Below are 22,977 nucleotides of genomic sequence, written 5' to 3' on the forward strand. Positions count from 1 at the left end.
GGTGCACGCACCGGTCCGGCTCCGACGCCCGCTTGAACAGCGGTCAGTGTCTGGCGTCCGCATACTCCTTCTCAGTGCCGGGCACGAGGGCAGGCCCGGGTGCGGGTTGGCCTTCCACGGACAGGTGCGGCAATACCTTGTCCAGCCACCGTGGCAGCCACCAGTTGGCCTTGCCGAAGCGGTGCATGAGGGCCGGTACGAGGACCATCCGCAGGACGAGCACGTCGAGCAGGACGGCTACGGCGAGTCCGAGGCCGAACTCGGCGATCATCCGTGTTCCGCTGAAGAGGAACGAGCCGAAGACACAGGCCATGATGACGGCCGCGGCAGCCAGGACCCGTCCGGTCTCGGCCTGCCCGACCCGTACGGCACGCCGGTTGTCGCGGCGGTGGTGCCACTCCTCGTGCATCCGGCTGATCAGGAAGACCTGGTAGTCCATCGACAGCCCGAACAGAATCGCGATGATCATGATCGGGGCGGCGGCCTCCACCGGGCCGGCAGCCCCCAGGCCCAGCGCCTCCACTCCCCACCCCCACTGGAAGACCGCGACGATCGCACCGAACGCGACACCCATGGTCAGCAGGTTCATCCCGATGCCGATCAGCGGGACCAGGACACTGCGGAAAGCGATCATCATCAGCAGCCCGCCCAAGGCCACGATCACCGCCAGGAAGACCGGCAGCTTGCCGATCAGCACGTCGGCGAAGTCGGCCGCCATCGCCGTCGCACCCCCGACATGGACCTGCAGTCCGGTGCCCTGCTCCGCTTGCGGGATCACGTCGTCGCGCAGGTGCGTGATCAGATCGGCGGTCTCCACCGACTGGGGTGAGGTCGTGGGCACCACACGGACCATGCCGGTCGTTTCACCGGGCCGCATCGGCATCGCCGCGACCGAGGCCACGCCGTCCACGGAACGCATGTCGTCGGCGAGTGCGGTCAGAGCTGCCCCGTCCTGTGCCGCCGGCACCTCGGCGACGAGCATGAGGGGACCATTGGAACCGGGGCCGAAGCCCTTGGCCATCGTGTCGTAGGCCTGCCGCGTCGTCGTGGTCTGCGGGTCGTTGCCCGCGTCGGAGGCTCCCAGCCGCAGCGAGAACAGCGGCAGTGAGACCGCGACCATGACCAGGACCGCTAGCACGGCCTTGCCGGTGGGCCTGGCCTGCAGCCTGGCCGCCCACCGTCCCCACATCCCGACCGGCTCCAGGGCGACCGGTCCGTGCTCGGCCAGCTGCCTGCGCTGGGCCCGGCTGAGCACCCTGAGTTTCAGCAGACCGAGCAGGGCCGGCAGCAGCGTGATCGCGGCCAGCACCGTCAGGGCCACGGTCGCGGCGGCGGCGATGGCCATGCCGTTGAGGAAGCCGATCCCCAGCGCGAACATGCCCAGCAGCGCGATCATCACGGTCAGGCCGGCGAAGACCACCGCGCGGCCGGACGTATCAAGGGCCCGGGTGACGGAGTCCGCCACACTCAGACCGGACATCAGTCCCTTGCGGTGCCGGTTGACGATGAACAGGGCGTAGTCGATGCCCACGCCCAGACCCACCAGCATGGCCAGGGTCGGCGCGATGGAGGCGATACTCATGGTGTGGCTGGCCAGTCCGGTGGCCATGACCCCGGTGGCAACGCCCGCCACCCCCGTGAGGATCGGCAGCACGGCAGCCCATGCCGAGCGGAAGACCAGTCCCATCACCAGCAGCGCGGCGGCGATACCGATCAGTTCGCTGGTCCCGCCGGAGGACTCGTCCGCGTTCTTGACGGCTGCGCCGCCGATATTGACGTCCAGCCCGTCGGTGCGGGCGTCTTCGGCCAGGTCCATCACATGCTGGACCTGTGCGGGATCCGCCGCATCGGCGTCCTCGACGAGGTTCACCTGTGCGTAGGCGATGGTGCCGTCCTTGCTGATCTGCGCGGCGCCCTGCTCGCTGTACGGGCTGACCACCGCGGCGACACCCGGGGCGCGGGAGATCTCTGTGAGGGTGCTGCTCATCCGGTCCTTGACCGCGGGGTCGTTCACCGAACCGCCGGAGGTCTCCCACACCACCGTCTCGGTGTCTCCCGAGGAGGCGGGCATGGTCTTCTTGAGCAGGCCCATCGCCTTGCTCGACTCGGTGTCGGGCAGCGACATGCTGCTGCTGTAGCTGGTGCCGACCGCGGTGGACGCCGCGCCGAGGCCCACCAGCAGCCCCACCCACAGCAGGACGGTCACGAGCCGGTGCCGGTGGCACCAGCGGGCAAGGGTGGACATCAAACCTCCGAGGGCTGTTGCGTCAGGACATCGGGAGCCACTGCGGAGCCGTGACGTCCCGTGTAACGGTCATCGACCCCAGGAGATCCACTGATGCAGTGATCCGGTGATCCGGCGCTCCCGATTGCTTCCAACCCTGCCCGTCCGGCGTCCCGCAGTCGTCACACTCACACGTGCGATCGGAGCCGCTCAGCTACCACGAAAGCAGTAGGTCATCCCCCACCCAGCGCAGGCCGCGGCGGGCGAGGCCCGCACATCGGGGAGCCCGCCGCTCCTGCTTCCGCCTCCGTTCCCGGCCGACTCCCGGCACGGTCTGCCGGCGCGCGGCGCAGCCAGCTCTCCGTCGCCGTCGAGCCGGTCTGCGACGGTGCGAATCCGAAGGGGCTCAGCAGCTCGGCCTGGAGGCAGGCGAGCGTGGTGGCGTAGATGGGCAGACGTACGGCGTCCGCCCATCGGAGGACCGGGTTCATCAGGGTCTCAAGGGTCGTGTGGTGGGCGCCTGGGGCAACTCCTACGGCGGCCAGTCGCACGTGCTCTTCGCCCGCTGTCAGGGGCTGGAGTTCCCTTGAACGCGTCGTGGTTGGTGGCTCGAGTCCGTGGAGACCCAGGAGCGCCTTCTGTTCGTCCGCGCCGAAGACAACGCCAGGGGGCATCCACACCGCGGTTGCCAGGAGCGTCCCGGCGTCGGACTCGGCGACCAGGACATCGCCCGCCTCCAGACCGAAGTGAGCCAGCGTCAGACGCAGTTGGGGCTGGAACTCCGAGATGAATGCGGCCTGTTCGGCGGTCAGCCGATGGTCGCTGGTCAGGAGCCGGACGATTGCGTTGACATCCTGCAGTGATGCGCGGCGTGCGGTGACACGGCGTGCGTGGACAACTGTCATGACTTGCGCCTTTCGGTGTGGAAGGCGTTAACGCTATCGAAACGGGCGTAAGCGTTCTGTTCGCCGGCGTGGACTGCGAACTGCCGCATCGGCACGACGGCTCGACCGCCTGCCCACCATCAGGTGCCCGGTGTGCGGCGGCGGGGTGGGCGGCCTACCGCGTGCGTGGTAGGTGAGCGGCTCCGATTGCACGTGTGAGCGTGACGACCGCAAGGTCTCGTGCGGGCACGGTTGGAAGCCGCGGGGGATGCCGGATCGCCCAGAGATCGGAGACGTAATGTCCCAGGCCGTAGCCGCTGTCGCGGAAGATGTCCCTGACGGCGAGCACAAGGACCGAAGTGCTGAGAGCTCCGGAGTTGGTGGGAGCGCTTCGAGTGTCGCCGGTGCGGGGAGTGACTTTGCTCCGCTGCTGCGTGCCGTGAAGGGGCAGGGGCTTCTCGAGCGGCGCGGAGGCTGGTACGCGGCAGGCATTGCCGCCAATCTGGTCGCCCTGGGGGCGGTGGCCGCCGGCCTCGTGGTGCTCGGCGACTCCTGGTGGTCGCTGCTGCTGGCCCTGCCGTTGGCCGTCTTCTGGACCCGTACGGCATTCGTAGGACACGACGCGGGACATGCCCAGATATCCGGCCACCGTGCGGTGAGCCGGGCGATAGGTCTGGTGCACGCGAACCTGTTCCTGGGGATGAACGAGGCCTGGTGGAACGACAAGCACGTACGCCACCACGCTCATCCCAACCACGTCGACAAGGACCCCGATGTCGGGGCCGGCGCCCTGGTGTGGACCCAGAAGCAGGCTGCGCAGCGTAAGGGCTTCGCCCGCCGGCTCACCCGCAACCAGGCTCGGCTGTTCTTCCCGATGCTGCTCCTGGAGGGCATCGCGCTGAAGGTTTCCGGTCTGCGGTACCTGCGCCGGCAGCCGGCGGGGGAGCGGGTGCTGTCCGGAGCACTGATGATCGCCCACCTCGGTCTGTATGCCGGGTTCCTGCTCACTGTCATGTCCCCGGGCAAGGCCCTCGTCTTCGCACTGGTCCACCACGCGCTGTTCGGTCTCCACCTGGGCATGGCCTTCGCGCCGAACCACAAAGGCATGGAGATGCCCGCACCGGATGGTGAGCGCTGGGGACACCTGCAGCGACAGGTCCTCACTTCGCGCAACGTACGGGGCGCCGTCCTGACCGACTGGTTCCTGGGCGGGCTCAACTACCAGATCGAACACCATCTCTTCCCCAGCCTGCCCCGCCCGCACCTGAACCTGGCCCAGCCTCTGGTCCGGGAGCACTGCAGGCAGATCGGCATGCCGTACACGGAGACCGGACTGATCGAGTCCTACCGGCAGGCACTCCAGCACATGCACGAGGTCGGCGAACCCCTGCGCTAGCCACGCGGACGAGTCGAGCAGCCTTCGGCGGAAGTTGTGGGGGTGGTGCCCCCTGCCTCGGGGGAAGTGGGCAGGGGACACCACCGGTCCTCAGGAGGCGGCGAGCGCCTCTGTGGGTGGCAGGCGTGCTGCCCGTACGGCTGGGTAGAAGCCGGCCAGACCGCCGATGACGAGCGTGGCGCCCACCCCACCGAACATGGCCCAGGCGGGGACCACGGTGGGCCAGCCCTGGTAGGTGGCGTAACCTCCGGTGACGCCGATGCCCAGGAGCACGCCGCCGGCGCCGCCGAGGGCGGACAGCAGCAGGGATTCGCACAGGAACTGGGTACGGATCTGGCCCCGTGTCGCGCCGAGCGACCTGCGCAGGCCGATTTCGGCGCGGCGCTCCAACACCGAGATGACCATGGTGTTGGCCACGCCGACGCCGCCGACGAGCAGGGCGACAGCGCCGAGGCCGAGGAGCAGCCCGCTCAGGGTGTCGTCGGTGGCTTCCTTGGCCGCCAGGGCGTCGGAGGGCCGGGAGACCTCGACGGAGCTGGGGTCTTCGGGATTGGCGGTTGCACCGAGCACAGCCTGTACGTCGCTGACGGCCGCACCGTCCGCGCGAGTGTAGACAGTGCTCGGGTAACCGTCGAAGTCGAGTTCCCGTTCGGCGGCCTCCCAGCCGACGAACGCGCCGGAGTCCAGCTCGGATGCGAGCTCGTTGGCCTCAAGGATCCCCACGACGGTGAACCACTCACCTCCCAGCCACACCTGGGTGTCGGGGTCGGCCTCGGAAACGGCCAGTTGTTCAGCGGCCTTGGGACCCAGGACGACGGCCGGGTACTTCCCGTTGGCGTCATTGAGCCACTGGCCGGTCGCCACCTGGCCGCCGACGGTGGCGGGGAGGTCGGTGCGGGCGGCGTACACGCCGATGCCGCCGGTTTCCTGCTTGGGGATGCGGTCGTTGCGGTAGATCTTGGCGTCTGTCTTGCCGATGGCTGATACGGACTCGACAGAACCGATTCTGCCGACCATGTCGACGGCTTCATCGGGCAGATGCGCATCGCCGCCGCCGAATGACTGGCCCGGAGAGACGGTGAGCAGATTGGTGCCCAGTGCGTCCAGTTTGCGGTTGAGCTCCTCGCTGGACGACGTGGAGATACCCACGACGCCGATCATCGCGGCGATGCCGATGGCGATGCCGAGTGCGGAGAGGAACACGCGCATCGGGCGAGAGCGCAGGCCCGAGCCGCCGACGCGCAGTACGTCCGACGGGCTCAGACGGGCCGCCTTGGGGCGGGGCCTGGGTGGTGCTGCCGTACTCATATCCCGGCCCTCTCGTAGGCGTGGCCCGGTACGCCGGAGTCATGTTCGATGCGGCCGTCCTTGATACGGACCTCGCGGGGGAGAGATGCGGCGATGTCGCGGTCGTGGGTAATGATCACGACAGTGGTTCCGGACTCGTGCAATTCGTGGAGCAGTTCCATCACGACCGCGCCGGAGCGGGAGTCGAGCGCGCCGGTCGGCTCGTCGGCGAGGAGCAGCGGCGGATCGCCGAGTACGGCGCGGGCGATAGCGACGCGCTGCTTCTCGCCGCCGGACAGCTGGTGCGGTTCGTTGTGGAGCCTGTGGCCCAGGCCCACCCGGCGCAGGGTCTGTTCGGCGAGCTCGCGTCGTTCGCTGCGGGGCTTTCCGCTGTATAGCAGTCCGTCGGCCACGCTGTCCAGTGCGGGGACGCCAGGGGCAAGGTGGAACTGCTGAAACACGAAACCGATCGTGCCGGCACGCAGTGCGGACAGCTCGCGGTCGCTGAGATCAGCGATGTCGTGGCCGTCGATGGCCACGGTTCCGGTGGACGGCCGGCTGAGCGTACCGATGATGTTGAGCATGGTGGACTTGCCGGAACCGGAAGGACCCACCACGGCCAGGAGTTCACCGCGCTGTACGACCAGGTCGGCTCCGGCGAGTGCGGCCACATCTCCGTACGTCTTGGTCACGCCGGTCAGCTCGATCACCGGAGGGGCAGCGGGGCTCACTTGGGAACCCCTACGACCAGGCCCTCGGTGACTGCCTCGCCGGAGACCTCGACCAGCCCGCCGGCGAACATGCCGAGCTCGACCGGCACGTACTCGATGCCCTTGGTGCCGACGGTCTCCAGGGCGTAGCCGCCTTCGCGCAGCGCCACCAGGGCGTTGATCGGAACCGCCAGTACGTCCTTGCGGGTCTCGGCCTCAAGGGTGATGTCGACCGGTGCGGCCTGGTAGCGGCCGAGCTTCTTCTGGTCCTTCACTTCGAGCTCGACGGGCAGTGTGGCGTCCTTGGATTCGCTGCTGGAAGCCCCTGCGCCGCCGGCGCCGTCCTCGGCCGGCGCGGCGGTGGCCGCGGTGCCGATGTCCTTGACCGTGGCGTCGACCGTGGTGCCGTCGGGGAGCTTGACCGTGGCCTTCGTGCCGTCGTCGACCAGGTCCTCGAACTTCACCTCGAGGTCGACGGTGACGATGCGTTCCGTGCCGGTCCAGGTCAGGATGTCCCCGGTGGGTGAACTGCCGCTGGTGGCCATGATGTCGGCCACGCGCCGCTCGCCGGCGGCCACAACGGCGTCGCCCGGCGCAACATTTCCGGTCTCTTCCCTGCCGAGGTCCTCCTGCCATGCCTTCACGGCCTCGGCGGTGCCGTCGGTGTACTCGTCGTCCACGGTGAACCCGGTATGGCCGAGGGCGGCGAGATTCTCCTCCAGCAGTTTCACGTCCTTGCCTTCGCTGCCGGACCCGACCGTGCGGTACAGGGGAGTTGAACCGTACAGAAGCGGCACCTTCACATCATCGAGTCGGTACACGGTGCCGCCGCGCTTGATGGTGTCGCCCCCCTCCGGCAGCCAGGTGACCAGGCCCGAACCGCTGCTCTCTGCGCTCTGCTCGCCCTGTGTGGCCTCCTTGTCGGCGCCGGCGGACGAGGCGCTTCCGGAAGCAGCCTGAACCGAGGTGGCATCGCCGTAACCGAGGCTGCCGTTGACCGTTTCCGTGCGCGTGAGCGATGTGCTCTCGACCTTGGCGGTCTTGGGCGGGCCCGTCGGGGCTGCGGAGGCGGACGTATCGCTGTCGCCCCCCAGGGCCCCGGTCCCTGCGGCGACGCCCGCGGCTGCGGCGACGGCCACCGCGATGGTGATCACCGACGTGCGCAGCGGGCGCTTCCTGCGGCGACTCGTCGCCGGTGCCTTGTCGCCGGCGCCGTCGCCGCTCCCTGTGCGGTCCGCGGCCAGAAGGCTCTCGGTGCTCTCGTGGACGGTCACTGCCGGCCTCCCATCATGCCGCCGAGGAACTCACGGCACTCACCCATGGCGTCCTGGAAATTGGGATCGCTCATGTTCATCGACTCCCTGTCCAGGCCTTCGGGTCCCGGGTCGTCCATGTCGACACCGTTCTCCCGCATGCACGCGGCGAACTTCTTCATGTCTTCCAACTGCGCGGCATCCGGGTTGCCCTGGCCGCCCTGGCGGTCCTTCATCGCCTGCGGCGCCTTGTCGCGGCAGGCTTCCATCGCGGTGCGCAGCGCCTCGGAGTTCGCGCCTCCGCCCATCACCGATTGCATGTCCAGCTGCCCGGTCTCCGGGTCCGGGTCCTCCATGTCGACGCCGTTGTCGCGCATGCACGTCACGAACGCCTGAGACTGCTCCGCGTCGCTCTTCTCCGAGCCGCCACCGCCCGACGAGCCGCCCTCACCGTTGACGGAGGCCACCTTCGAGCTGTCGCCGTCCGAGCCGCCGCAGGCTGTCAGCAAGCCCATCGCCACGATCGCGGCGGCCGGAAGCGTCAGTACACGCGCCTTGAGCGCACTCCGCATCGTCACCACTCCTTGAATTCGAATGCCGCCGGCCGCTCACGCAGCCGACTTGCCGTACGAATGGCGATGCTGGCACCACAGGTTCAGCGCACCCTGGGCCCAACCTCAAAGGCACCTGGGAATCCCGAACCGGATTCAAGAAAGCGGCAGGACCACGCGGAAGGTCGCGCCCGTGCCCGGGGACTGCGCGGCCAGATCCATCCGGCCGCCGTGCGCCTCGACGATGGCAGCGGCGATCGAGAGCCCCAGCCCGGCGCCACCGCCGGTGCGGGCGGGATCGGCACGATACAGACGCTCGAACACGTACGGGGCATGGCCGGACGGCACTCCGGGGCCCGTGTCGGCCACCTCGAGCACCGCGGCCGGCCTGTCGGGGAGCAGCAGGGTGCCGGCGGCCGCGACGGCCGGGCCGAGCGCGTCAGGCCGCCTGGATCCGAGCCGTATCGTGATCTGTGCGCTGGGTGGCGTATGACGGTCGGCGTTGGCCAGCAGGTTGCCGAGCACTTGGCGTAGCTGAAACGGATCGCCGGTCGCGACTACGGGTTCGATCAGCCCGCCCGACTCGTCCAGGTCCAGGATCCGCACCACGCGGCTCGTGGAGCGGGCGTGAAGACCCCGTGCCACATCCACCGTGAGTTCCAGGAGATCGACGGGCGTCTGCTGCGGCTCGCGCTGCTCGTCGAGCCGGGCGAGCATCAGCAGGTCCTCCACGAGCACACCCATCCGAGCGGCCTCGGCCTCGATGCGCCGCATGGCGTCCTCGCCGTCACCGCCGCGCCGGTAGAGCTCGGCGAAGCCGCGAATAGAGGTCAAAGGAGTGCGCAGTTCGTGGGAGGCGTCGGCGAGGAAACGTCGCAGCTTCAGCTCGGAGGCCGCGCGGGCCGTGATCTCGTCCTCCACCCGGCCGAGCATGGCGTTCATCGCTCCGCCCAGGCGTCCCGGCTCGGTATGCGGATCGGTGTCAGGCACCCGCTGTGAAAGGTCCCCCGCCGCGATGAACCCGGCGGTGGCTTCCATCCGTGTCAGCGGGCGCAGTCCTACTCGAACCAGGAACGTGGCCCCGACACCCAGCAGGACGAGCGCGCCCGCCACGACAGCCGCGTCGATGACCAGCAACCGCTCAGTGGTCTCGTCGACCTGAGCCAGGGAGATCGCGGTGACGATGAATCCGCCCTTCTCCAGACCGGCCGTCGGCTCCACCACCCTGACCACGGCCCGCCAGGCGGCGCCGCCGTCCTCACCCGGGACCGTGAACGGCGCATCGGTACGGTCGGCCAGTTCGGCCGCCGCCGGCAGGACGGGGCCGGGCTCGGTGGCGTCCTCGGGGTACACGCCACGCTCACTGGTCTCTTCGTACAGGTAGATCCGGGAATCCGCGCCGAAGACCTCGGACAGGAATTTCTCGCCCGGGCTTTGGTTGGACTGCCCGCCCGTCGAGCCGCTGCCAAGGCTCCCTACCAGCCTCTGCTGCTGTCCCCCCAGTCCAGGAACCGCCAGCTGCCGGTCGACGCGGTCGACGAGATACGAGCGCAGCAGAAGCATCCCCGCCGTGCTGGCGCCTATGAGGGCGAGCGCCGTCAGGACCGCGCTCACCACCACGAGACGGGACCGCAGCGTCCAGTGACGCCAACGGCGAAGACGGGGCATCACTGCTCCCCGTGCGGCAGCCGCAGGCTGTATCCCACGCCCCGGACGGTGTGGATGAGCCGCGGACCGGTGGAATCGAGCTTCTTGCGCAGGTAATACACGTACGACTCCACGATCCGGCTGTCACCGCCGAAGTCGTAGGACCACACCCGGTCCAGGATCTGTGCCTTGCTGATGACGCGGCCCGGATGCTCCAGCAGGAAGCGCAGAAGGTTGAACTCGGTCGGCGACAGTTCGATACGCCGCCCGCCCCTGCGCACCTCGTGCCGGTCCTCGTCGAGCTCCAGGTCGGCATAGCGCAGCACCGGATCCGGTGCTGCTTCCATGTGCGCCCCTGTCACCGACCGGGTGCGGCGCAGAATGGCACGAATACGCAGCACCACCTCCTCCAGGCTGAACGGCTTCGCCACATAGTCGTCGCCGCCCGCCGTCAGCCCTCTGATCCGGTCGTCCAGCGAGTCCCGGGCCGTGAGGAACAACACCGGAACATCCTGCCCGGCCGCACGCAGCCGAGCCGCCACCTCGTAGCCATCAAGATCAGGAAGCATCACGTCCAGCACGATGAGAGACGGCCGCGTGGCCTCCGCTGCCGTCAACGCCTCGAAACCGGTCGCCGCCGCGACGACATCGAAACCGACCAGACGCAGGGTCTGGGACAGAAGATCACGGATGTTCGGCTCATCATCGACGACGAGTACGTTGGTCGGCGAGGGTGCGATGTCAGTCATGGTTTCATCCGTATCGCACCAACCTCAAAGGCAGCTGAGAACCACCTTCACGTCGCATCGGAGATCATGACCGAGGCAGCGGCCAGGGCGGCGTCCTCGACGAGCTCTATCCCCTCGGCTCGGGTGAGGTTGCCGTCGGACAGGACCGCAATGGCACAGTCGCGGCCGTCGAGGTTCACCCGCCCGATGCTGTTGATGTCCCACAGACCGGTCGCGGTACGTGGAAGCCAGCCGTTCTTGAGCGCCGCGCCGGAATCCGCGGCGGACACACCCCAGCCCTGATCATTCGCGACGTTCTCCATCAGTTTCCCGATGTAGTCCCGGTCGGCTCGGGTCAGGACCGACTCCGTTCCGAATATCGCCTCGAGGAGGATCAGTTGGTCTTCAGCCGTCGTCTGGGTGAGGCCCCAGTTCCCGCCCTGGCCTGCGGAGGTTGCGGTCAGCCCGAGACGTTCGTTGGCGGCATTCAGCCCCGCGGCGCCGCCGATGGTGTCCCACAGGGCGGTGGTCGCCGTGTTGTCGCTGTTCTGGATCATGCTTGCCGCCTGGGTACGTTCCTTCGGAGTCAGAACGCGCCCCGCATCCTGTGCCTGGAGCAGCAGCGTCGCCAGGATGTCGACCTTCACGATGCTGGCGGTGTCGTACTGATCGCTCCCGGACACGGCGCGGTCACCCGACTCCAAGTCCATCACCGCTACCGATATCTGCCCGTCGCCACCTGATGCCACCTCGGCGAGATCAGCCGCAAGCAGGTCGTCGAGATCGAGTTCGGGTGCCGTGGCCTGCTCCGTTTCGGCGCCTCGGCCGGTCGCGGGTGAGGTCACCGACGTCACGGCAGCCATACGCACAGGCTGATGATGCAGGCTCGCCGCACCGGCCACACAGCAGCCGAGCAGAGCGGCAAAGCCCGTCAGGACGACGAGGAGACGGCGACGCGGGCGGCGACGGACTGCGGATCCAACCATGCTGCGACGCTACGAAGCCCAGCTGTGGGCACCCTGGGACCAAGTTCAAGGACATCTGAGAGTCGCCTCGAAGCGGCGACCACGCAGCTCGACGCCGCTGGACCGGTTCGCTTCGATGCGACCCGGCGGGGTGCTGCGCGTGCGGATGGACCCGTCTGTTCGGCCGCGCCCAGAGCGTCCATGCGGCGGCCGGGACGCGGCCTCCGGTACGGAGATGCACCTGAGGCCGCGGCGGGCGGCGTATTTCACTCCCTGCCGTAGAGGCCCGCGACGAAGCCTGCACTGTGAGGTCCTGCCAGACCCTGGAGGCTCCGTGGGCATGAACCCGCACTCGACTGTGCCTTGTGCCTGGTGCCTGGACGTGACCGGCGGCCGGGCGGACCCTGCCCACCAGGGTCCGCAGCAGAGTCGTCTTGCCGGCACCGTCCCCGCCGACGGCGGCGGCCTGCCAGGGAACCGTGGCCAGGCTCACGTGGTCCAGAGCGGTGGTGGTGCCGAAGGCGACCTTTACGCCGAACGCACCCCAGTCCTGCCCGTTGGACAGGGAAGCGCGGGTGGCATCGGTGGTCACCGGGCGCCCCCGGCGGGAACGGCCTTACGAGCGGGCGTCCTGGGGGCGGCTGGGACCAGGTCCCGGCGGAAGCGCAGCACAGGGGACCGTAGACCTGCACACGGCGGACTTGGCCATGGTCGCCCGGAGTCGAAACGCTTCGAGTGAAGGTTGGCTGTCATGGGCCACGGGAGTTGACTGCAACGGAGCGCTCGAGATCTGGGACTGCCTACTCGGGTTGGTGGCAGATGACGAAGTCCGGGAACGGATGCCGTCCGGGCCGGTCGCCGATCTCATCGATCGCTGCGCGGATGTCGCGCAGTTGACTGGTGGTCATCTGTAGCGGTGGCTCGTCCGGCTGGTAGGTGGTCAGGACCGGGTAGTCCACACCTGGCTCGTTGGTCATCTCGATGTGGCAGCCGAGGATGTGGGTGACCGGTCGAGTGTCGGCGAACGCGATCAAGCGGTCGACAGTTCTGCCGAAGGCAGCCCAGTCCGCTACATACAGCCGCCCGGGATACACCGTGTCGCCAGTGAGCAGAATTCCAGTGTGCGGGTCGTAGTACGTGACGGCCGCTTCATGGTGGCCGGGGGTGGCGAGGCACTCCAGCACTCGGCCGCCGAGGTCGACCTGCGCCACCCGGTCGGGAGCGTCGGCGTACCCGAAGTACTTCCAGGCGCTGTTCAAATTCGGCTGAACGACCATGGTGTGGGGGCGGTCGGTGAACTGGGCGTCGCCCGCGATGTGGTCGCCGTGGGCGTGGGTGTGCAGGACGAGCAGCGTGTAGCCGTCCCGGGGATGCTCGGCCAGCCAACGCCCGATCAGGTCATCGACAACCCGGCGCAGCGGAAAGAACTCGGCGGACTCGGTGGCTCCGGTGTCGATGAGTACGGCTCGGGCGTTGCCGAAGATCAGGAACAGGAACGGCGCCTCGTAGTTGATCGCCATGTTCTGGCGCAGGATGAACGTGTGCTCATCGTATGCGTGGACCTGGATGTCGGGATCGTCGTTGTGCTTCGCCGACGGTGATCCATGGATCCAGTTGACGTCCAGCACGCGAGGCTCGGGCGCGTCGGACACAAAATCGACCAGCTGCGTATTTCGGTCCATGACGTCTCCTGAGAGCGTCGTCTCAGCAGGCCGGGTACGGCGCACATCTCGTCCGGGGCAGGCGCTTACGCGCCTCCGGGCGGAAACTACTACGAGCAGTCCCGACCGATCAACCGTTCATCTGCGAACTCCCTCGATCAAGACTTACCACCGCTCATCGGGCGGTTCCGGCCTTGGTCAAGTTCCTCGGTGCGGTGAGGCAGTGGGCTTAAAAGGATCTCCCGGTGCAGCGAGTCGCATCCGGGGCGAACCCGCCCCGGCATCAGCTGTTGCGGGTGTCGGTCAGCTTTCGACTTCGGTCTTGTCGCCGCCCCAGAGGGTGTGAAATGCGCCGTCGCGGTCGATGCGGTGGTACGTGTGTGCGCCGAAGTAGTCGCGCTGACCTTGGGTAAGGGCGGCGGGGAGTCGTTCGGCGCGCAGAGAGTCGTAGTAGGCGAGGGTGGTGGCGAAGGCAGGGGTGGGGACGCCCTGGGTGACGGCGGTGGCGATCACGGTGCGCCAGTCGTTCTGTGCGGCGGTGATCTCTTGGGCGAAGCTCTTGTCGGAGAGGAGGCTTGGCATCTGAGGCTGGGCTTCGTAGGCGCTGGTGATTCTGTCGAGGAACGCGGCCCGGATGATGCATCCGCCGCGCCAGATCGCGGCGACCTTGCCGAGGTCGATGTTCCAGGCGTATTGCTCGCTGCCGGCCGCGATCTCGTGGAAGCCCTGGGTGTAGGCGACGACCTTCGAGGCATACAGCGCCTGCTCGACCTGGTCGGCGAATGCCGCCGCCTCGTCCTCGCCGAGCTTGCGGGCGGTCGGTCCGGCGAGGTGGCGTGAGGCATCACGGAGGGCGGCGTGGCCGGAGACGGAGCGGGCGAAGACGGCCTCGGCGATACCGGAGACGGGAACGCCCAGGTCAAGGGCGATCTGCACGGTCCAGCGGCCGGTTCCCTTCTGCTCCGCCTGGTCGAGCACGACATCCACGAAAGGCTTACCGGTCGCCGCATCGACATGCGAGAGGACTTCTGCCGTGATCTCGATGAGGTAGGAGTCCAGGCGTCCGGTGTTCCAGGCGCGGAAGATGTCCGCGATCTGCGCGGGGGAGTAGCCCGCGACGGCGCGCAACAGGTCGTACGCCTCCGCGATCAGCTGCATGTCCGCGTACTCGATGCCGTTGTGGACCATCTTCACGAAGTGCCCGGCGCCGTCGGGACCGATATGGGCGGTGCAGGGAGTGCCGTCCTCGGCGCGGGCGGCGATCTTCTCCAGCATCGGCCCCAGCGACGCGTACGACTCCGTGGAGCCGCCCGGCATGATGCTCGGCCCGTGCAGCGCGCCCTCCTCGCCGCCCGAGATTCCGGTACCGACGAAGTGGATACCCCGCTCGCGCAGCTCCTTCTCGCGGCGGCGGGTGTCCTCGAAGTGGGCGTTGCCGCCGTCGATGATGACGTCACCCTCCTCCAGGAGCGGGGCGAACTCCTGGATCACCGCGTCCGTGGGTTCGCCCGCCTTCACCATCACGACGAGGCGGCGCGGGCGCTCCAGCGCGGCGACGAACTCCTCCGGGGTGCGCGCGGGGACGAAGTCGCCCTCGTCGCCGAACTCCTTCACCAGGTCGTCGGTCTTCGCGGCCGTACGGTTGTGAAGCGCGACGGTGAAGCCGTTCCTGGCGAAGTTACGGGCGAGATTGCTGCCCATCACCGCGAGCCCTGTGACGCCGATCTGCGCAGTGCCGGTCATCTGTGGTGTGCTCCTGAACGTTGTGGGATCCCGTCGGGGCAGTGTTCCCGGGACGGCCGGATGGATACGTACCGCCGGATGAACATGTACGGCTGCTGGATACGTATGGCCGCGCCGACGGGTTCAGCGCGTCGTCACTTCTCCCGCGGGCGGTGACTCGTCGTCGAGCGGGGTGCCGTCGAGCGGTTCCTCGTCGTCGGGCACGACATGCATGGCGGCCTCCTCGGCCGACGCGGCGGCTCCGTCGATTCCGACGTCCCGGGCGGTCAGCGTGTGCGGCACACTGCCCTCGGCCTGCTGGGTGAGCCGGCCCGCGCGGACGATGCCGACCTCGGCGTCCCAGAGCTCCCCGTCGCCCCCGGCCAGGTCGCCCGGTCCGTCGTCCGCGTCGGAGATGTCGGGCAGCTCCCGCGTCAGCCGGCGGTCGAGGGACTGCCCGCTGTGCTGTTCCGCGGCGGTGGTGCCCTCGTCGTCGACGGCCCATGGCCGTTCGGGCGGGGAGTACCCCTCGTCCAGGACATCGGTGATGCCCGAGGTGTCCAGGGTGTCCTCGACATCGAGGAAATCGTCAGGGTCGGAGGCTTCCGGTCCCTGGGGCTGGTAGACGTCGTCCCCCCGGTCGCTGTCAGTCATGGCATGTCCTTTCGATCCGGGGGCGAGTGCGGTACCACCGCGTTCGCGGGGGCCAGGGGAGCTTCTTCCGCATCCGACTCAACGTCCCTGTGTATGCAATTCCACTCCGGTCCGGGAGGAGTCGCCAACGGAAGGGGGCCACCGGCGGCGGGGCGGCCGACGGAGCGACTCCGTGTGCGGCGGAACTCGGGAGGTCCGACCGGACGTACACTCGGCCCATGGGTCGTACACGTGCCACGAGGGAGAGCCTGCCGCAGGCCGCCTTCGTGCTGCGCCCGGCCACGGCCCGTCCGGCGGCTGCCGGACCGGTGAGCGCCGCCGCCACCGGTGCGCCCGAAGCCGGCCGCACCGCTCTGCACGGTAACGGCTAGCGATCTTCCCTTTCGGTCACGTTCAGTGACCGCCGACGGTTCCGCAGGGGCTCAGCCCCCTGACCACCGCTCCTCGACGAACACGGCGGGCCTCCTGCCCCGCTGAACTTCCGCGTCCCGTCTCACCGGACCGCGCGCACCACCACCGGCTCCACATCACCACGCAGCCCCCGGAACATCGCCGGGTGCTGCTGTCCGGCGACGGCCGCACCGACGCGCCGAGCCACTTCGAAGGGATCACTGTGAAGCTGAGCGAGCTGCTGGCCGGACAGGAACACCAGATTCTCCAGGGCGACCCCGCGCGTACCTCGATCACCGCGGGCACGACCTTCGACGCCGAACTGGCCGCACCCGGCTCGTTGTTCGTCGCCGTGCCCGGCTACCAGGGCGGGGGCCCCGAAGCCGTCGCACCGGCCGTCGCGCGCGGAGCGGCGGCGGTGCTCGTCGGCGCCGAGGCGCCGGAACACCCGGCACCCGCGGCGGACGTGTGCGTGGTCAGGGTGCCCGACATCCGGGCCGCCGCCGCTGTCGTCGCCTCGCGCTACTTCGGTGAACCCGGCCGGGCGATGGACATGATCGCGATCACCGGAACGAACGGGAAGACGTCGGTCTCGTACATGGTCGAATCCGTGCTGCGGATCGCCGAGGGCGCGAAGGCCGGGGTCATCGGCACGGCCGGCAGCCGGATCGGTGACGAGCTGATCCCGATGCCGCAGTCGGTCCTGACCACACCGGAGACACCGGACCTCCAGTATCTGCTGGGCTGCATGCGTGACCGCGGTGTCGGCACCGTGGTCCTGGAGGCCACCTCGATGGGCCTGCTGACGCACCGGGTGGACCGCACCTTCATCGACGTCGGGGTCTTCACCAACCTGACCCAGGACCACCTGGACGACCACGGAACGATGGAGAACTACCGGGACGCCAAACTGCGCCTGTTCCAGGGCCTGTGCCGGCTTGCCGTGATCAACGTCGACGACCCGGTGGGCGCCGCGATCCGGGACGCGGCGCCCGGCGCCGTGACCACGTACGCCCTCGACGCCGAGGCCGACTACCGGGCCACCGACCTCACGGTCGACGCCTCCGGCACGCGGTTCACCCTCCATCACGACGGCCGCAAGTATCCGGCGGCGATCCCCTCACCCGGCCGGTTCTCGGTGGCCAACGCCCTCGCCACGGTGGCCGCCTGTCACATCCTCGGCCACGACCTGGCAGGACTGGTCGCCGCGCTCGAACAGATGCCGCAGATCCCGGGCCGCTTCGAGCGGGTCACGACCCCGTCCGGGACCTCGGTGATCGTGGACTACGCCCACTCCCCGGACTCCCTGAGCAAGGTCCTGACGACCATTCGCGGATTCGCGCGTGCCAGGGTCATCACCGTCTTCGGCTGCGGCGGCGACCGCGACACCACCAAGCGGGCCGACATGGGAACGATCGCCGGATCCGGCTCCGACCTCTGCGTCCTGACCTCCGACAACCCCCGCCACGAGGACCCCGAAGCGATCCTCGACCAGATCGCCCCGGCGCTCACCGCGACCGGAACCCCCTTCGAACGGTTCGTGGACCGGCGCGAGGCGATCGAGTTCGCCCTCTCCGCCGCGGGGCCGGACGACATCGTCCTGATCGCGGGGAAGGGAAGCGAGCCGCACCAGATCGTCGGCGACGCGCTGCTTCCCTTCAGTGACATGGCCACCGTGCGTGAACTCACGGAGGCATAGAACCACTCGGACCGCCCCCCGGAGACTCACATCGCGGATGCGCCAATCGTGACGATCTTGGTGTTGGCCGCCGGGGCCCGCTCACTGGCACGCTGAACCCGCGCCCGGGGGAGGCGCACGGCGGCGAGTGAGGGAGTGAGGGAGTGGCGATGACGGTGTTCACGACGGAGGCCGGACGGGTACGGGGCCGGCCGGCCACCCGCGACACCGGGGTCGCCGCCGTGCTCGGCATCCCTTACGCCGCACCGCCGTTCGGAGCCGGCCGCTTCCGGGAGCCGGGACCCGCGCCCGCCTGGGACGGCGTACGGGACTGCGTGGCGTTCGGCCCCGTCGCACCGCAGTCGGCGGAACTCCCCGGCGCGCCTTGCTGGTCGCCCGGTGACGAGGACATCCTCACCGTCAACATCTGGACCCCGGGAGGCGAGGGCGACGCCCTCCCGGTGCTGGTCTGGATCCACGGAGGTGCTTATGTCTTCGGCTCCTCCGCGCAGCCCGACTTCGACGGCGCCGCGCTCGCCGGACAGGGTCTGGTCGTCGTCACCCTCAACTACCGTCTGGGCTTCGAGGGGTTCGGCCATGTTCCGGCCGCCGAAGGCGAGGACGCCTGCCCCGACAACCGGGGGCTCCTCGACCAGATCGCCGCACTGGAGTGGGTGCGCGACAACATCGCCGCGTTCGGCGGAGCGCCCGCCGATGTCACCGTGGCCGGGCAGTCGTCGGGCGCTACGGCCGTAGCCTGCCTGATGGTGATGGACCGTGCGCGGGGGCTCTTCCGCCGTGCCATCGCACACAGCGCGGTCAACGCCTGCGCGCCGCTGCGGACCGCCGCGCGGACCACCGCCGAAGTGGCCGCCGCGGCAGGCGTCCCCCCGTCCCGCGCGGGCCTGCTCTCCGCGTCCCCGCAGGAACTCGTCGCCGCCTCCGATCAGGTCGTCGACGGCTACCGCCGGGACCCTGCGTCCGGGCAGCGCCACTACGACCCGGCGATCTACGGCCCGGTCGTGGACGGCGACACCCTGCGCGCGGATCCCCTCACCGCGATCGCCGCCGGGGCCGGCCGCGAGGTGGACCTGATGGTCTGCCACACCACGGAGGAGTTCTGGCTGCTCGACGCAGTGGGCAGCAGCGCGAAGATCACCACCGACGATCAGCTCAGCGTCTTCGCCTCGGACTACGCTCTGCCCGCCGAACTCGTGGACGGCTACCGCGCACTCATGCCGGGCGCACCGGCGCTCGACGTCTTCCTCGCGGTGTACGGAGACCTGCTCTTCGCCGAGTACAGCAGCAGACTCGCCGATTCCCACGCCCGGGCAGGCGGCAAGGCGTACCTCTCGCGCTTCGACCGCCGTCGCGGCGGCAGCGGTGAGCCGGTCCGCGCCTGGCACTGCGCGGACGTCCCCTTCGCCTTCGGCACCCTCGATGAAGCGAGCGTCCACTTCCTGATCGGCGGCCCTCCAGGACCGGCCGACCGCGCCCTGTCCGGCCGGATGATGCGGTCCTGGGCGGAGTTCGCCACCACCGGCGACCCCGGCTGGCCGCCCATCGGCGCCACCACGGGCGCCGTGATGGTCTGGGGTGCCGAAGAAGGCGGGAGCGAAACACCGGGCGAGGCGTTCCGCGAGCTGTGGCGCACGGCGGGATATCCGCTGCTGGCACCCTGAGCGCGTTCGTACGCCACCACTCGCGACACACCCCTCACCGAGCCGGGCGTGCGGCGCCCCGGCCGCCGCGCGCCCCTGGCTCCCTTGTCATCACCCGCCCGCTGCGCCTAAGTTGGCCGATTGCGACGTGTCCAATCTGCCAGTGGGGGAGCAAGTCATGGCCGCGAACGGACGGCACCGCAGATACCAGCCCAGCCGCATCAACCGTGCCTCGCTCACGGTGACGGCGGGCGGCGCGGGCATCGCGCTCCCGCTCATCACCGCCGCGTCGGCGGGTGCCGCGTCGACCGATGTGTGGGAGAAGGTCGCCGCCTGCGAGTCGACCAGCAACTGGCACATCAACACGGGCAACGGCTACTACGGTGGCCTGCAGTTCACCCGGTCCACCTGGGCCGCGTACGGCGGCACCGCCTACGCGCCGCGCGCCGACCTCGCCACCAGGGACCAGCAGATCGCGGTCGCCGAGAAGGTGCTCGACGGGCAGGGGCCCGGCGCCTGGCCGACCTGTTCCGTACGCGCGGGACTGACACGCGGGGGCGACGCCCCCGACATCGCCCCGCAGTCGCAGGGGACCAGACCGGCCGCCGCGCCGAAGAAGGCCACCCCGCGCGCGCAGCCGAAGACCGCGGCCTCGCCGACGACGGTGCCCGGCCAGCGGGAGTCGTACACGGTCGCCCGCGGCGACTCGCTGTCCGGCATCGCCACCACCGAGGACGTCCGGGGCGGCTGGCAGCGCCTCTACGCGGCGAACCGCCAGGTCGTCGGAGACGACCCCGACCTCATCCTCCCCGGGCAGCGGCTCAGCCTGGACGTGGCCAAGGCACCCGGCACGGCCCCGAAGCCCGCCTCGAAGCCCGCCTCGAAACCTGTGGCGAAGGCGCCGGCGAAGCCCGCCCCGAAGCAGTCGGCAGCGCCCGAGGCGAAGCCCGAGCAGGCAGCGAAGCAGGCGCCCAAGAAGGAACCCAAGCGGGAAGCGAAGCAGGAGCCGAAGAAGAGCCCGCGTACGGACCGGTCGTCGGACCGTGCGGAGAAGCAGTCCGGCCTCACCGCACCGGTGGCCGCCCGGACCGGCACGCCGTACCACCAGTCCGGCTCATGGGCGAGCGGCTACCACACAGGAGTCGACTTCCCCGTCCCCACCGGCACATCCGTGAAGGCGGTGTCCGCCGGGAAGGTCGTCTCGGCCGGCTGGGCGGGGGCGTACGGCTACGAGGTCGTCATCCGGCACGGCGACGGCAGGTACAGCCAGTACGCGCACCTGTCGGCGCTGCACGTACGCGCTGGCCAGCAGGTCGGCAGCGGCCAGCGGATCGCCCGCTCCGGCTCCACCGGCAACAGCACAGGACCGCACCTGCACTTCGAGATCCGTACGGGCGCGGGCTACGGCTCCGACATCGACCCGCTTGCCTACCTCCGGGCGGGCGGCGTCAAAATCTGAACCGGGCCGGTCCGCCGGGTGCTCCCGGTGGCCGGCTCGTCCTGCCGGGCGGGCCCCGCGAAGGTGCGCCCGCCGCTGAACTTCACGCTCCCCACGCCGCGGCCCTGCGGCAGCGTCAGCGTCAACGGCAGTGAATTCGGCGCCGGAAAGGAAGCCGTGGACGCCACCTCGGCAGACGTACGGTCCGAGGCCCGGCTCCGCGGCGTGCGTCGCACCGCAGCCGTGCTGCCCTCGGTGTTGGCCGCCTGCGCAGGCACGACGTCCGGCACCGCGCCCGCCGAAGCGTCGGGTACCGCATCGGGCACGGCCTTTGGCGCCGCTCCCATCCGTTCCGCCCCGAGCCGCTCCGTGGTCAGGAGGATCAGCCCGGCCGCCGTCACCGCACCGCAGAACAGTGCGAGCAGGGTGCCCGCCAGGCCGTAACGGAACTGCTCGCCGAAGAGGGTGAGGCCCACCGCCGCCGCGACCACCGGATTCACCACCGTCACGATCGCCAGCGGCGCGGTCAGACCGGCCCCGCGGTACGCGGCCTGGGAGAGCAGGAGTCCGGCCGACGCGAGCCCCGCGATCACCAGCAGGGTCGGCAGCCCGGAACCCACCGAACCCGACGTCCACTCCACGGCCACGGTCTTCGTGAACACCGACGCCATACCGAAGGCGATCCCGGCTCCGGTGGCCAGCAGGACGCTGCGCACCATCGGGACGCGGATCCCCTTCGCGAGGAGGAAGAGCGCGGCGACCCCGCCGAACGTCACCGTGGCCAGCATCAACTGCTGCGGGCCGCCCAGTGCGTGCGACTCCGCGTTCCCCACCAGGGCCAGCAGACCGGCGAGGCCGACGGTGGCCATCGCGGCGCCGCGCCAGGCCGTCGACCCAGCCCTGCGGCGTACGAACAGGGCGGCCATGGGCAGGGCGAAGACGATCGTCAGGGCACCGAGGGGCTGGACGAGGCTGAGGGGCCCGTAGGCCAGGGCCACCACGTGCAGCACCGCGCCCACGCCGTTCAGCGCGACCGCGGCCCACCAGGCGGTGTTGCGCAGGAGGGCGGCGTACGAGCGGCCGTCTCCACCCGCGGCGACGCGCTCCTGGACGATCGCCCCGGCCGCGTAGGCGACCGCGGAGACCAGTGACAGCAGCACAGACAGCGCGAGGGAACTCATGTAGACCACGATGTCCTGTCGGGGCCGCCGAGTCGTCGTCCCTGAGGCGGCGATTCGACGTACTGCTCTAGTAGTACGAATACGGGTCCTGTGTCCTCCTCTCGACGGTAGTCCTCCTTGCCCAGGTCCTCAGAAGTTGCGGCCCTGCGAGTACGGTGAGCTCCGAACGCGGCACTTTGGGTGGTCGAAACGGGGATGTACGGGCAGGAAACGGCCCGAGGGGGAGCATTCGATGGACGGGACCTCGGCGACCACGCCCGGCGGCTTCTTCGCCCTGCGTACCGCGCCCGTCCCCGGCGGAGCCCACCGGCCGCTGGCCGAGCTCTACGCGGGGGACCTCGCACCCCTGACGGCCCGTGTCGATACGGTCGCCGCCCGTCTGCGCACCCCCGAGCGAAGGGTCGCCGCGTCCATCGCGCAGCTCGGACTGGCCGCCCGGCTCTGGTCGATCGCTCTGGGCCCCGCCGCCCTGACGGGCCGCCTGCCGGACCTCTCGCCCACCCGGCTCCGCTGGGACCCCGCGCACACCGCGCCCGACGAGCTGTGGCTCTCGGGCACCGAGACCTTCCCGGGCACCGCCGACCGGATCCGGGAAGCCGTCCAGTTCGGGCACCTCGTGCCGCTCGCCGACGCGATGCGCGCCGAGGGGAACATCTCCGCGCGGCTGCTGTGGGGCAACGCGGGCTCGGCGCTGGGGGGCGCCGTGCGGGAACTGGTCACGTGGGCGCGCGCCCACGGGCGCCCGGACGCGGCCGAGCGGGCGCGGGCCCTGGCCGCCGACCTCTTCGGCCATCCGGACCTTCGTACCACCGGAACCCCGCACGGCCCGGCGTTCCGGCGGCGCAGCTGCTGTCTGTACTACCGGTGCCCGGCCGGCGGCCTCTGCGGCGACTGCGTCTTCGACCACAGGCCCGGGCCGTCCGCGGTCGCCGCCTCCGAGTGACGTT

General features: G+C 69.8%; 20 protein-coding genes and 1 riboswitch. Of the genes, 6 read left to right on the forward strand and 14 right to left on the reverse strand.

What is annotated here, in order from left to right:
* Window positions 1-43: 43 nt before the first annotated feature.
* Complete coding sequence (locus ACWGO0_RS29795; RefSeq protein WP_453541788.1) at window positions 44-2,245, reverse strand: MMPL family transporter; 2,202 nt, start codon at window positions 2,243-2,245, stop codon at window positions 44-46.
* A 212-nt stretch (window positions 2,246-2,457) separates the two neighbouring features.
* Window positions 2,458-3,129 carry a hypothetical protein gene (locus ACWGO0_RS29800; protein ID WP_453541791.1) on the reverse strand — a complete coding sequence of 224 codons (672 nt, stop codon included), beginning with the start codon at window positions 3,127-3,129 and terminating at the stop codon, window positions 2,458-2,460.
* Between the two features lie 277 nt (window positions 3,130-3,406).
* On the opposite strand from ACWGO0_RS29800, the gene ACWGO0_RS29805 reads away from it, so the two are divergent.
* Entirely contained in the window at window positions 3,407-4,504 is a 1,098-nt protein-coding gene (locus ACWGO0_RS29805; RefSeq protein WP_453541794.1) for a fatty acid desaturase family protein, read from the forward strand.
* 90 nt (window positions 4,505-4,594) lie between these two features.
* Here the strand turns inward: ACWGO0_RS29805 and ACWGO0_RS29810 are convergent, their stop codons facing one another.
* The 11 genes from ACWGO0_RS29810 to ACWGO0_RS29860 all read right to left on the reverse strand — a co-directional run bounded on the left by ACWGO0_RS29810 (window position 4,595) and on the right by ACWGO0_RS29860 (window position 15,682).
* Window positions 4,595-5,812, reverse strand: a complete 1,218-nt coding sequence (locus ACWGO0_RS29810) for an ABC transporter permease (protein ID WP_453541797.1) — start codon at window positions 5,810-5,812, stop codon at window positions 4,595-4,597.
* Window positions 5,809-6,522 carry an ABC transporter ATP-binding protein gene (locus ACWGO0_RS29815; protein ID WP_453541800.1) on the reverse strand — a complete coding sequence of 238 codons (714 nt, stop codon included), beginning with the start codon at window positions 6,520-6,522 and terminating at the stop codon, window positions 5,809-5,811. Before ACWGO0_RS29815 ends, ACWGO0_RS29810 begins: the two co-directional genes overlap by 4 nt.
* Complete coding sequence (locus tag ACWGO0_RS29820) at window positions 6,519-7,775, reverse strand: peptidoglycan-binding protein (RefSeq protein WP_453541803.1); 1,257 nt, start codon at window positions 7,773-7,775, stop codon at window positions 6,519-6,521. Before ACWGO0_RS29820 ends, ACWGO0_RS29815 begins: the two co-directional genes overlap by 4 nt.
* Complete coding sequence (locus tag ACWGO0_RS29825) at window positions 7,772-8,326, reverse strand: hypothetical protein (RefSeq protein ID WP_453541806.1); 555 nt, start codon at window positions 8,324-8,326, stop codon at window positions 7,772-7,774. Before ACWGO0_RS29825 ends, ACWGO0_RS29820 begins: the two co-directional genes overlap by 4 nt.
* Before the next feature lie 135 nt (window positions 8,327-8,461).
* Window positions 8,462-9,973 carry an ATP-binding protein gene (locus ACWGO0_RS29830; protein ID WP_453541809.1) on the reverse strand — a complete coding sequence of 504 codons (1,512 nt, stop codon included), beginning with the start codon at window positions 9,971-9,973 and terminating at the stop codon, window positions 8,462-8,464.
* Window positions 9,973-10,701 carry a response regulator transcription factor gene (locus ACWGO0_RS29835; RefSeq protein ID WP_453541812.1) on the reverse strand — a complete coding sequence of 243 codons (729 nt, stop codon included), beginning with the start codon at window positions 10,699-10,701 and terminating at the stop codon, window positions 9,973-9,975. The genes ACWGO0_RS29830 and ACWGO0_RS29835 overlap by 1 nt, the downstream gene beginning before the upstream one ends.
* Before the next feature lie 47 nt (window positions 10,702-10,748).
* Window positions 10,749-11,543 carry a serine hydrolase gene (locus ACWGO0_RS29840; protein WP_453541918.1) on the reverse strand — a complete coding sequence of 265 codons (795 nt, stop codon included), beginning with the start codon at window positions 11,541-11,543 and terminating at the stop codon, window positions 10,749-10,751.
* Window positions 11,440-12,237, reverse strand: coding sequence for an ATP-binding cassette domain-containing protein (locus tag ACWGO0_RS29845; RefSeq protein WP_453541815.1), 798 nt, complete (start codon window positions 12,235-12,237; stop codon window positions 11,440-11,442). Before ACWGO0_RS29845 ends, ACWGO0_RS29840 begins: the two co-directional genes overlap by 104 nt.
* Before the next feature lie 208 nt (window positions 12,238-12,445).
* Window positions 12,446-13,327: an MBL fold metallo-hydrolase gene (locus ACWGO0_RS29850; protein ID WP_453541817.1), complete on the reverse strand. Its 882-nt coding sequence runs from the start codon at window positions 13,325-13,327 to the stop codon at window positions 12,446-12,448.
* An 11-nt stretch (window positions 13,328-13,338) separates the two neighbouring features.
* A riboswitch (guanidine-III (ykkC-III) riboswitch) is annotated at window positions 13,339-13,406 on the reverse strand.
* A gap of 203 nt (window positions 13,407-13,609) precedes the next feature.
* The gene (gene gndA, locus ACWGO0_RS29855; RefSeq protein ID WP_453541820.1) at window positions 13,610-15,049 is read right to left on the reverse strand and encodes an NADP-dependent phosphogluconate dehydrogenase; all 1,440 of its coding nucleotides are present in this window, start codon (window positions 15,047-15,049) and stop codon (window positions 13,610-13,612) included.
* Between the two features lie 123 nt (window positions 15,050-15,172).
* Window positions 15,173-15,682: a DUF5709 domain-containing protein gene (locus ACWGO0_RS29860; RefSeq protein ID WP_453541823.1), complete on the reverse strand. Its 510-nt coding sequence runs from the start codon at window positions 15,680-15,682 to the stop codon at window positions 15,173-15,175.
* 218 nt (window positions 15,683-15,900) lie between these two features.
* Here ACWGO0_RS29860 and ACWGO0_RS29865 point away from each other — a divergent pair, with 218 nt between their 5' ends.
* The 4 genes from ACWGO0_RS29865 (at window position 15,901) to ACWGO0_RS29880 (ending at window position 20,870) form a co-directional block, all read left to right on the forward strand.
* Entirely contained in the window at window positions 15,901-16,053 is a 153-nt protein-coding gene (locus ACWGO0_RS29865; protein WP_453541826.1) for a hypothetical protein, read from the forward strand.
* Between the two features lie 242 nt (window positions 16,054-16,295).
* Complete coding sequence (locus ACWGO0_RS29870) at window positions 16,296-17,771, forward strand: UDP-N-acetylmuramoyl-L-alanyl-D-glutamate--2,6-diaminopimelate ligase (RefSeq protein ID WP_453541921.1); 1,476 nt, start codon at window positions 16,296-16,298, stop codon at window positions 17,769-17,771.
* 149 nt (window positions 17,772-17,920) lie between these two features.
* Complete coding sequence (locus ACWGO0_RS29875) at window positions 17,921-19,432, forward strand: carboxylesterase/lipase family protein (protein WP_453541829.1); 1,512 nt, start codon at window positions 17,921-17,923, stop codon at window positions 19,430-19,432.
* Between the two features lie 157 nt (window positions 19,433-19,589).
* Window positions 19,590-20,870, forward strand: a complete 1,281-nt coding sequence (locus tag ACWGO0_RS29880) for a transglycosylase family protein (protein WP_453541832.1) — start codon at window positions 19,590-19,592, stop codon at window positions 20,868-20,870.
* Here ACWGO0_RS29880 and ACWGO0_RS29885 read toward each other — a convergent pair.
* Window positions 20,840-22,039 (reverse strand): DMT family transporter, encoded by a 1,200-nt coding sequence (locus ACWGO0_RS29885; RefSeq protein WP_453541835.1) that lies wholly within the window; start codon window positions 22,037-22,039, stop codon window positions 20,840-20,842. The two genes, ACWGO0_RS29880 and ACWGO0_RS29885, sit on opposite strands and share 31 nt — an antisense overlap.
* A gap of 223 nt (window positions 22,040-22,262) precedes the next feature.
* On the opposite strand from ACWGO0_RS29885, the gene ACWGO0_RS29890 reads away from it, so the two are divergent.
* A complete protein-coding gene (locus ACWGO0_RS29890) occupies window positions 22,263-22,973 on the forward strand; it encodes a (2Fe-2S)-binding protein (protein ID WP_453541838.1) in 711 nt (236 codons plus the stop codon).
* Window positions 22,974-22,977: the final 4 nt, after the last annotated feature.

The organism is Streptomyces sp. NPDC055749 (assembly GCF_053617235.1).

Bases quoted from the DNA above. Each gene is read 5' to 3' on its own strand.
- ACWGO0_RS29860 (WP_453541823.1), bottom strand. From the start codon at position 15,682: ATGACTGACAGCGACCGGGGGGACGACGTCTACCAGCCCCAGGGACCG.
- ACWGO0_RS29800 (WP_453541791.1), bottom strand. From the start codon at position 3,129: ATGACAGTTGTCCACGCACGCCGTGTCACCGCACGCCGCGCATCACTG.
- ACWGO0_RS29830 (WP_453541809.1), bottom strand. From the start codon at position 9,973: ATGCCCCGTCTTCGCCGTTGGCGTCACTGGACGCTGCGGTCCCGTCTC.
- ACWGO0_RS29810 (WP_453541797.1), bottom strand. From the start codon at position 5,812: ATGAGTACGGCAGCACCACCCAGGCCCCGCCCCAAGGCGGCCCGTCTG.
- ACWGO0_RS29840 (WP_453541918.1), bottom strand. From the start codon at position 11,543: ATGGCTGCCGTGACGTCGGTGACCTCACCCGCGACCGGCCGAGGCGCC.
- ACWGO0_RS29865 (WP_453541826.1), top strand. From the start codon at position 15,901: ATGGGTCGTACACGTGCCACGAGGGAGAGCCTGCCGCAGGCCGCCTTC.
- ACWGO0_RS29850 (WP_453541817.1), bottom strand. From the start codon at position 13,327: ATGGACCGAAATACGCAGCTGGTCGATTTTGTGTCCGACGCGCCCGAG.
- ACWGO0_RS29835 (WP_453541812.1), bottom strand. From the start codon at position 10,701: ATGACTGACATCGCACCCTCGCCGACCAACGTACTCGTCGTCGATGAT.
- ACWGO0_RS29805 (WP_453541794.1), top strand. From the start codon at position 3,407: ATGTCCCAGGCCGTAGCCGCTGTCGCGGAAGATGTCCCTGACGGCGAG.
- ACWGO0_RS29825 (WP_453541806.1), bottom strand. From the start codon at position 8,326: ATGCGGAGTGCGCTCAAGGCGCGTGTACTGACGCTTCCGGCCGCCGCG.
- ACWGO0_RS29795 (WP_453541788.1), bottom strand. From the start codon at position 2,245: ATGTCCACCCTTGCCCGCTGGTGCCACCGGCACCGGCTCGTGACCGTC.
- ACWGO0_RS29880 (WP_453541832.1), top strand. From the start codon at position 19,590: ATGGCCGCGAACGGACGGCACCGCAGATACCAGCCCAGCCGCATCAAC.
- ACWGO0_RS29875 (WP_453541829.1), top strand. From the start codon at position 17,921: ATGACGGTGTTCACGACGGAGGCCGGACGGGTACGGGGCCGGCCGGCC.
- ACWGO0_RS29890 (WP_453541838.1), top strand. From the start codon at position 22,263: ATGGACGGGACCTCGGCGACCACGCCCGGCGGCTTCTTCGCCCTGCGT.
- gndA (WP_453541820.1), bottom strand. From the start codon at position 15,049: ATGACCGGCACTGCGCAGATCGGCGTCACAGGGCTCGCGGTGATGGGC.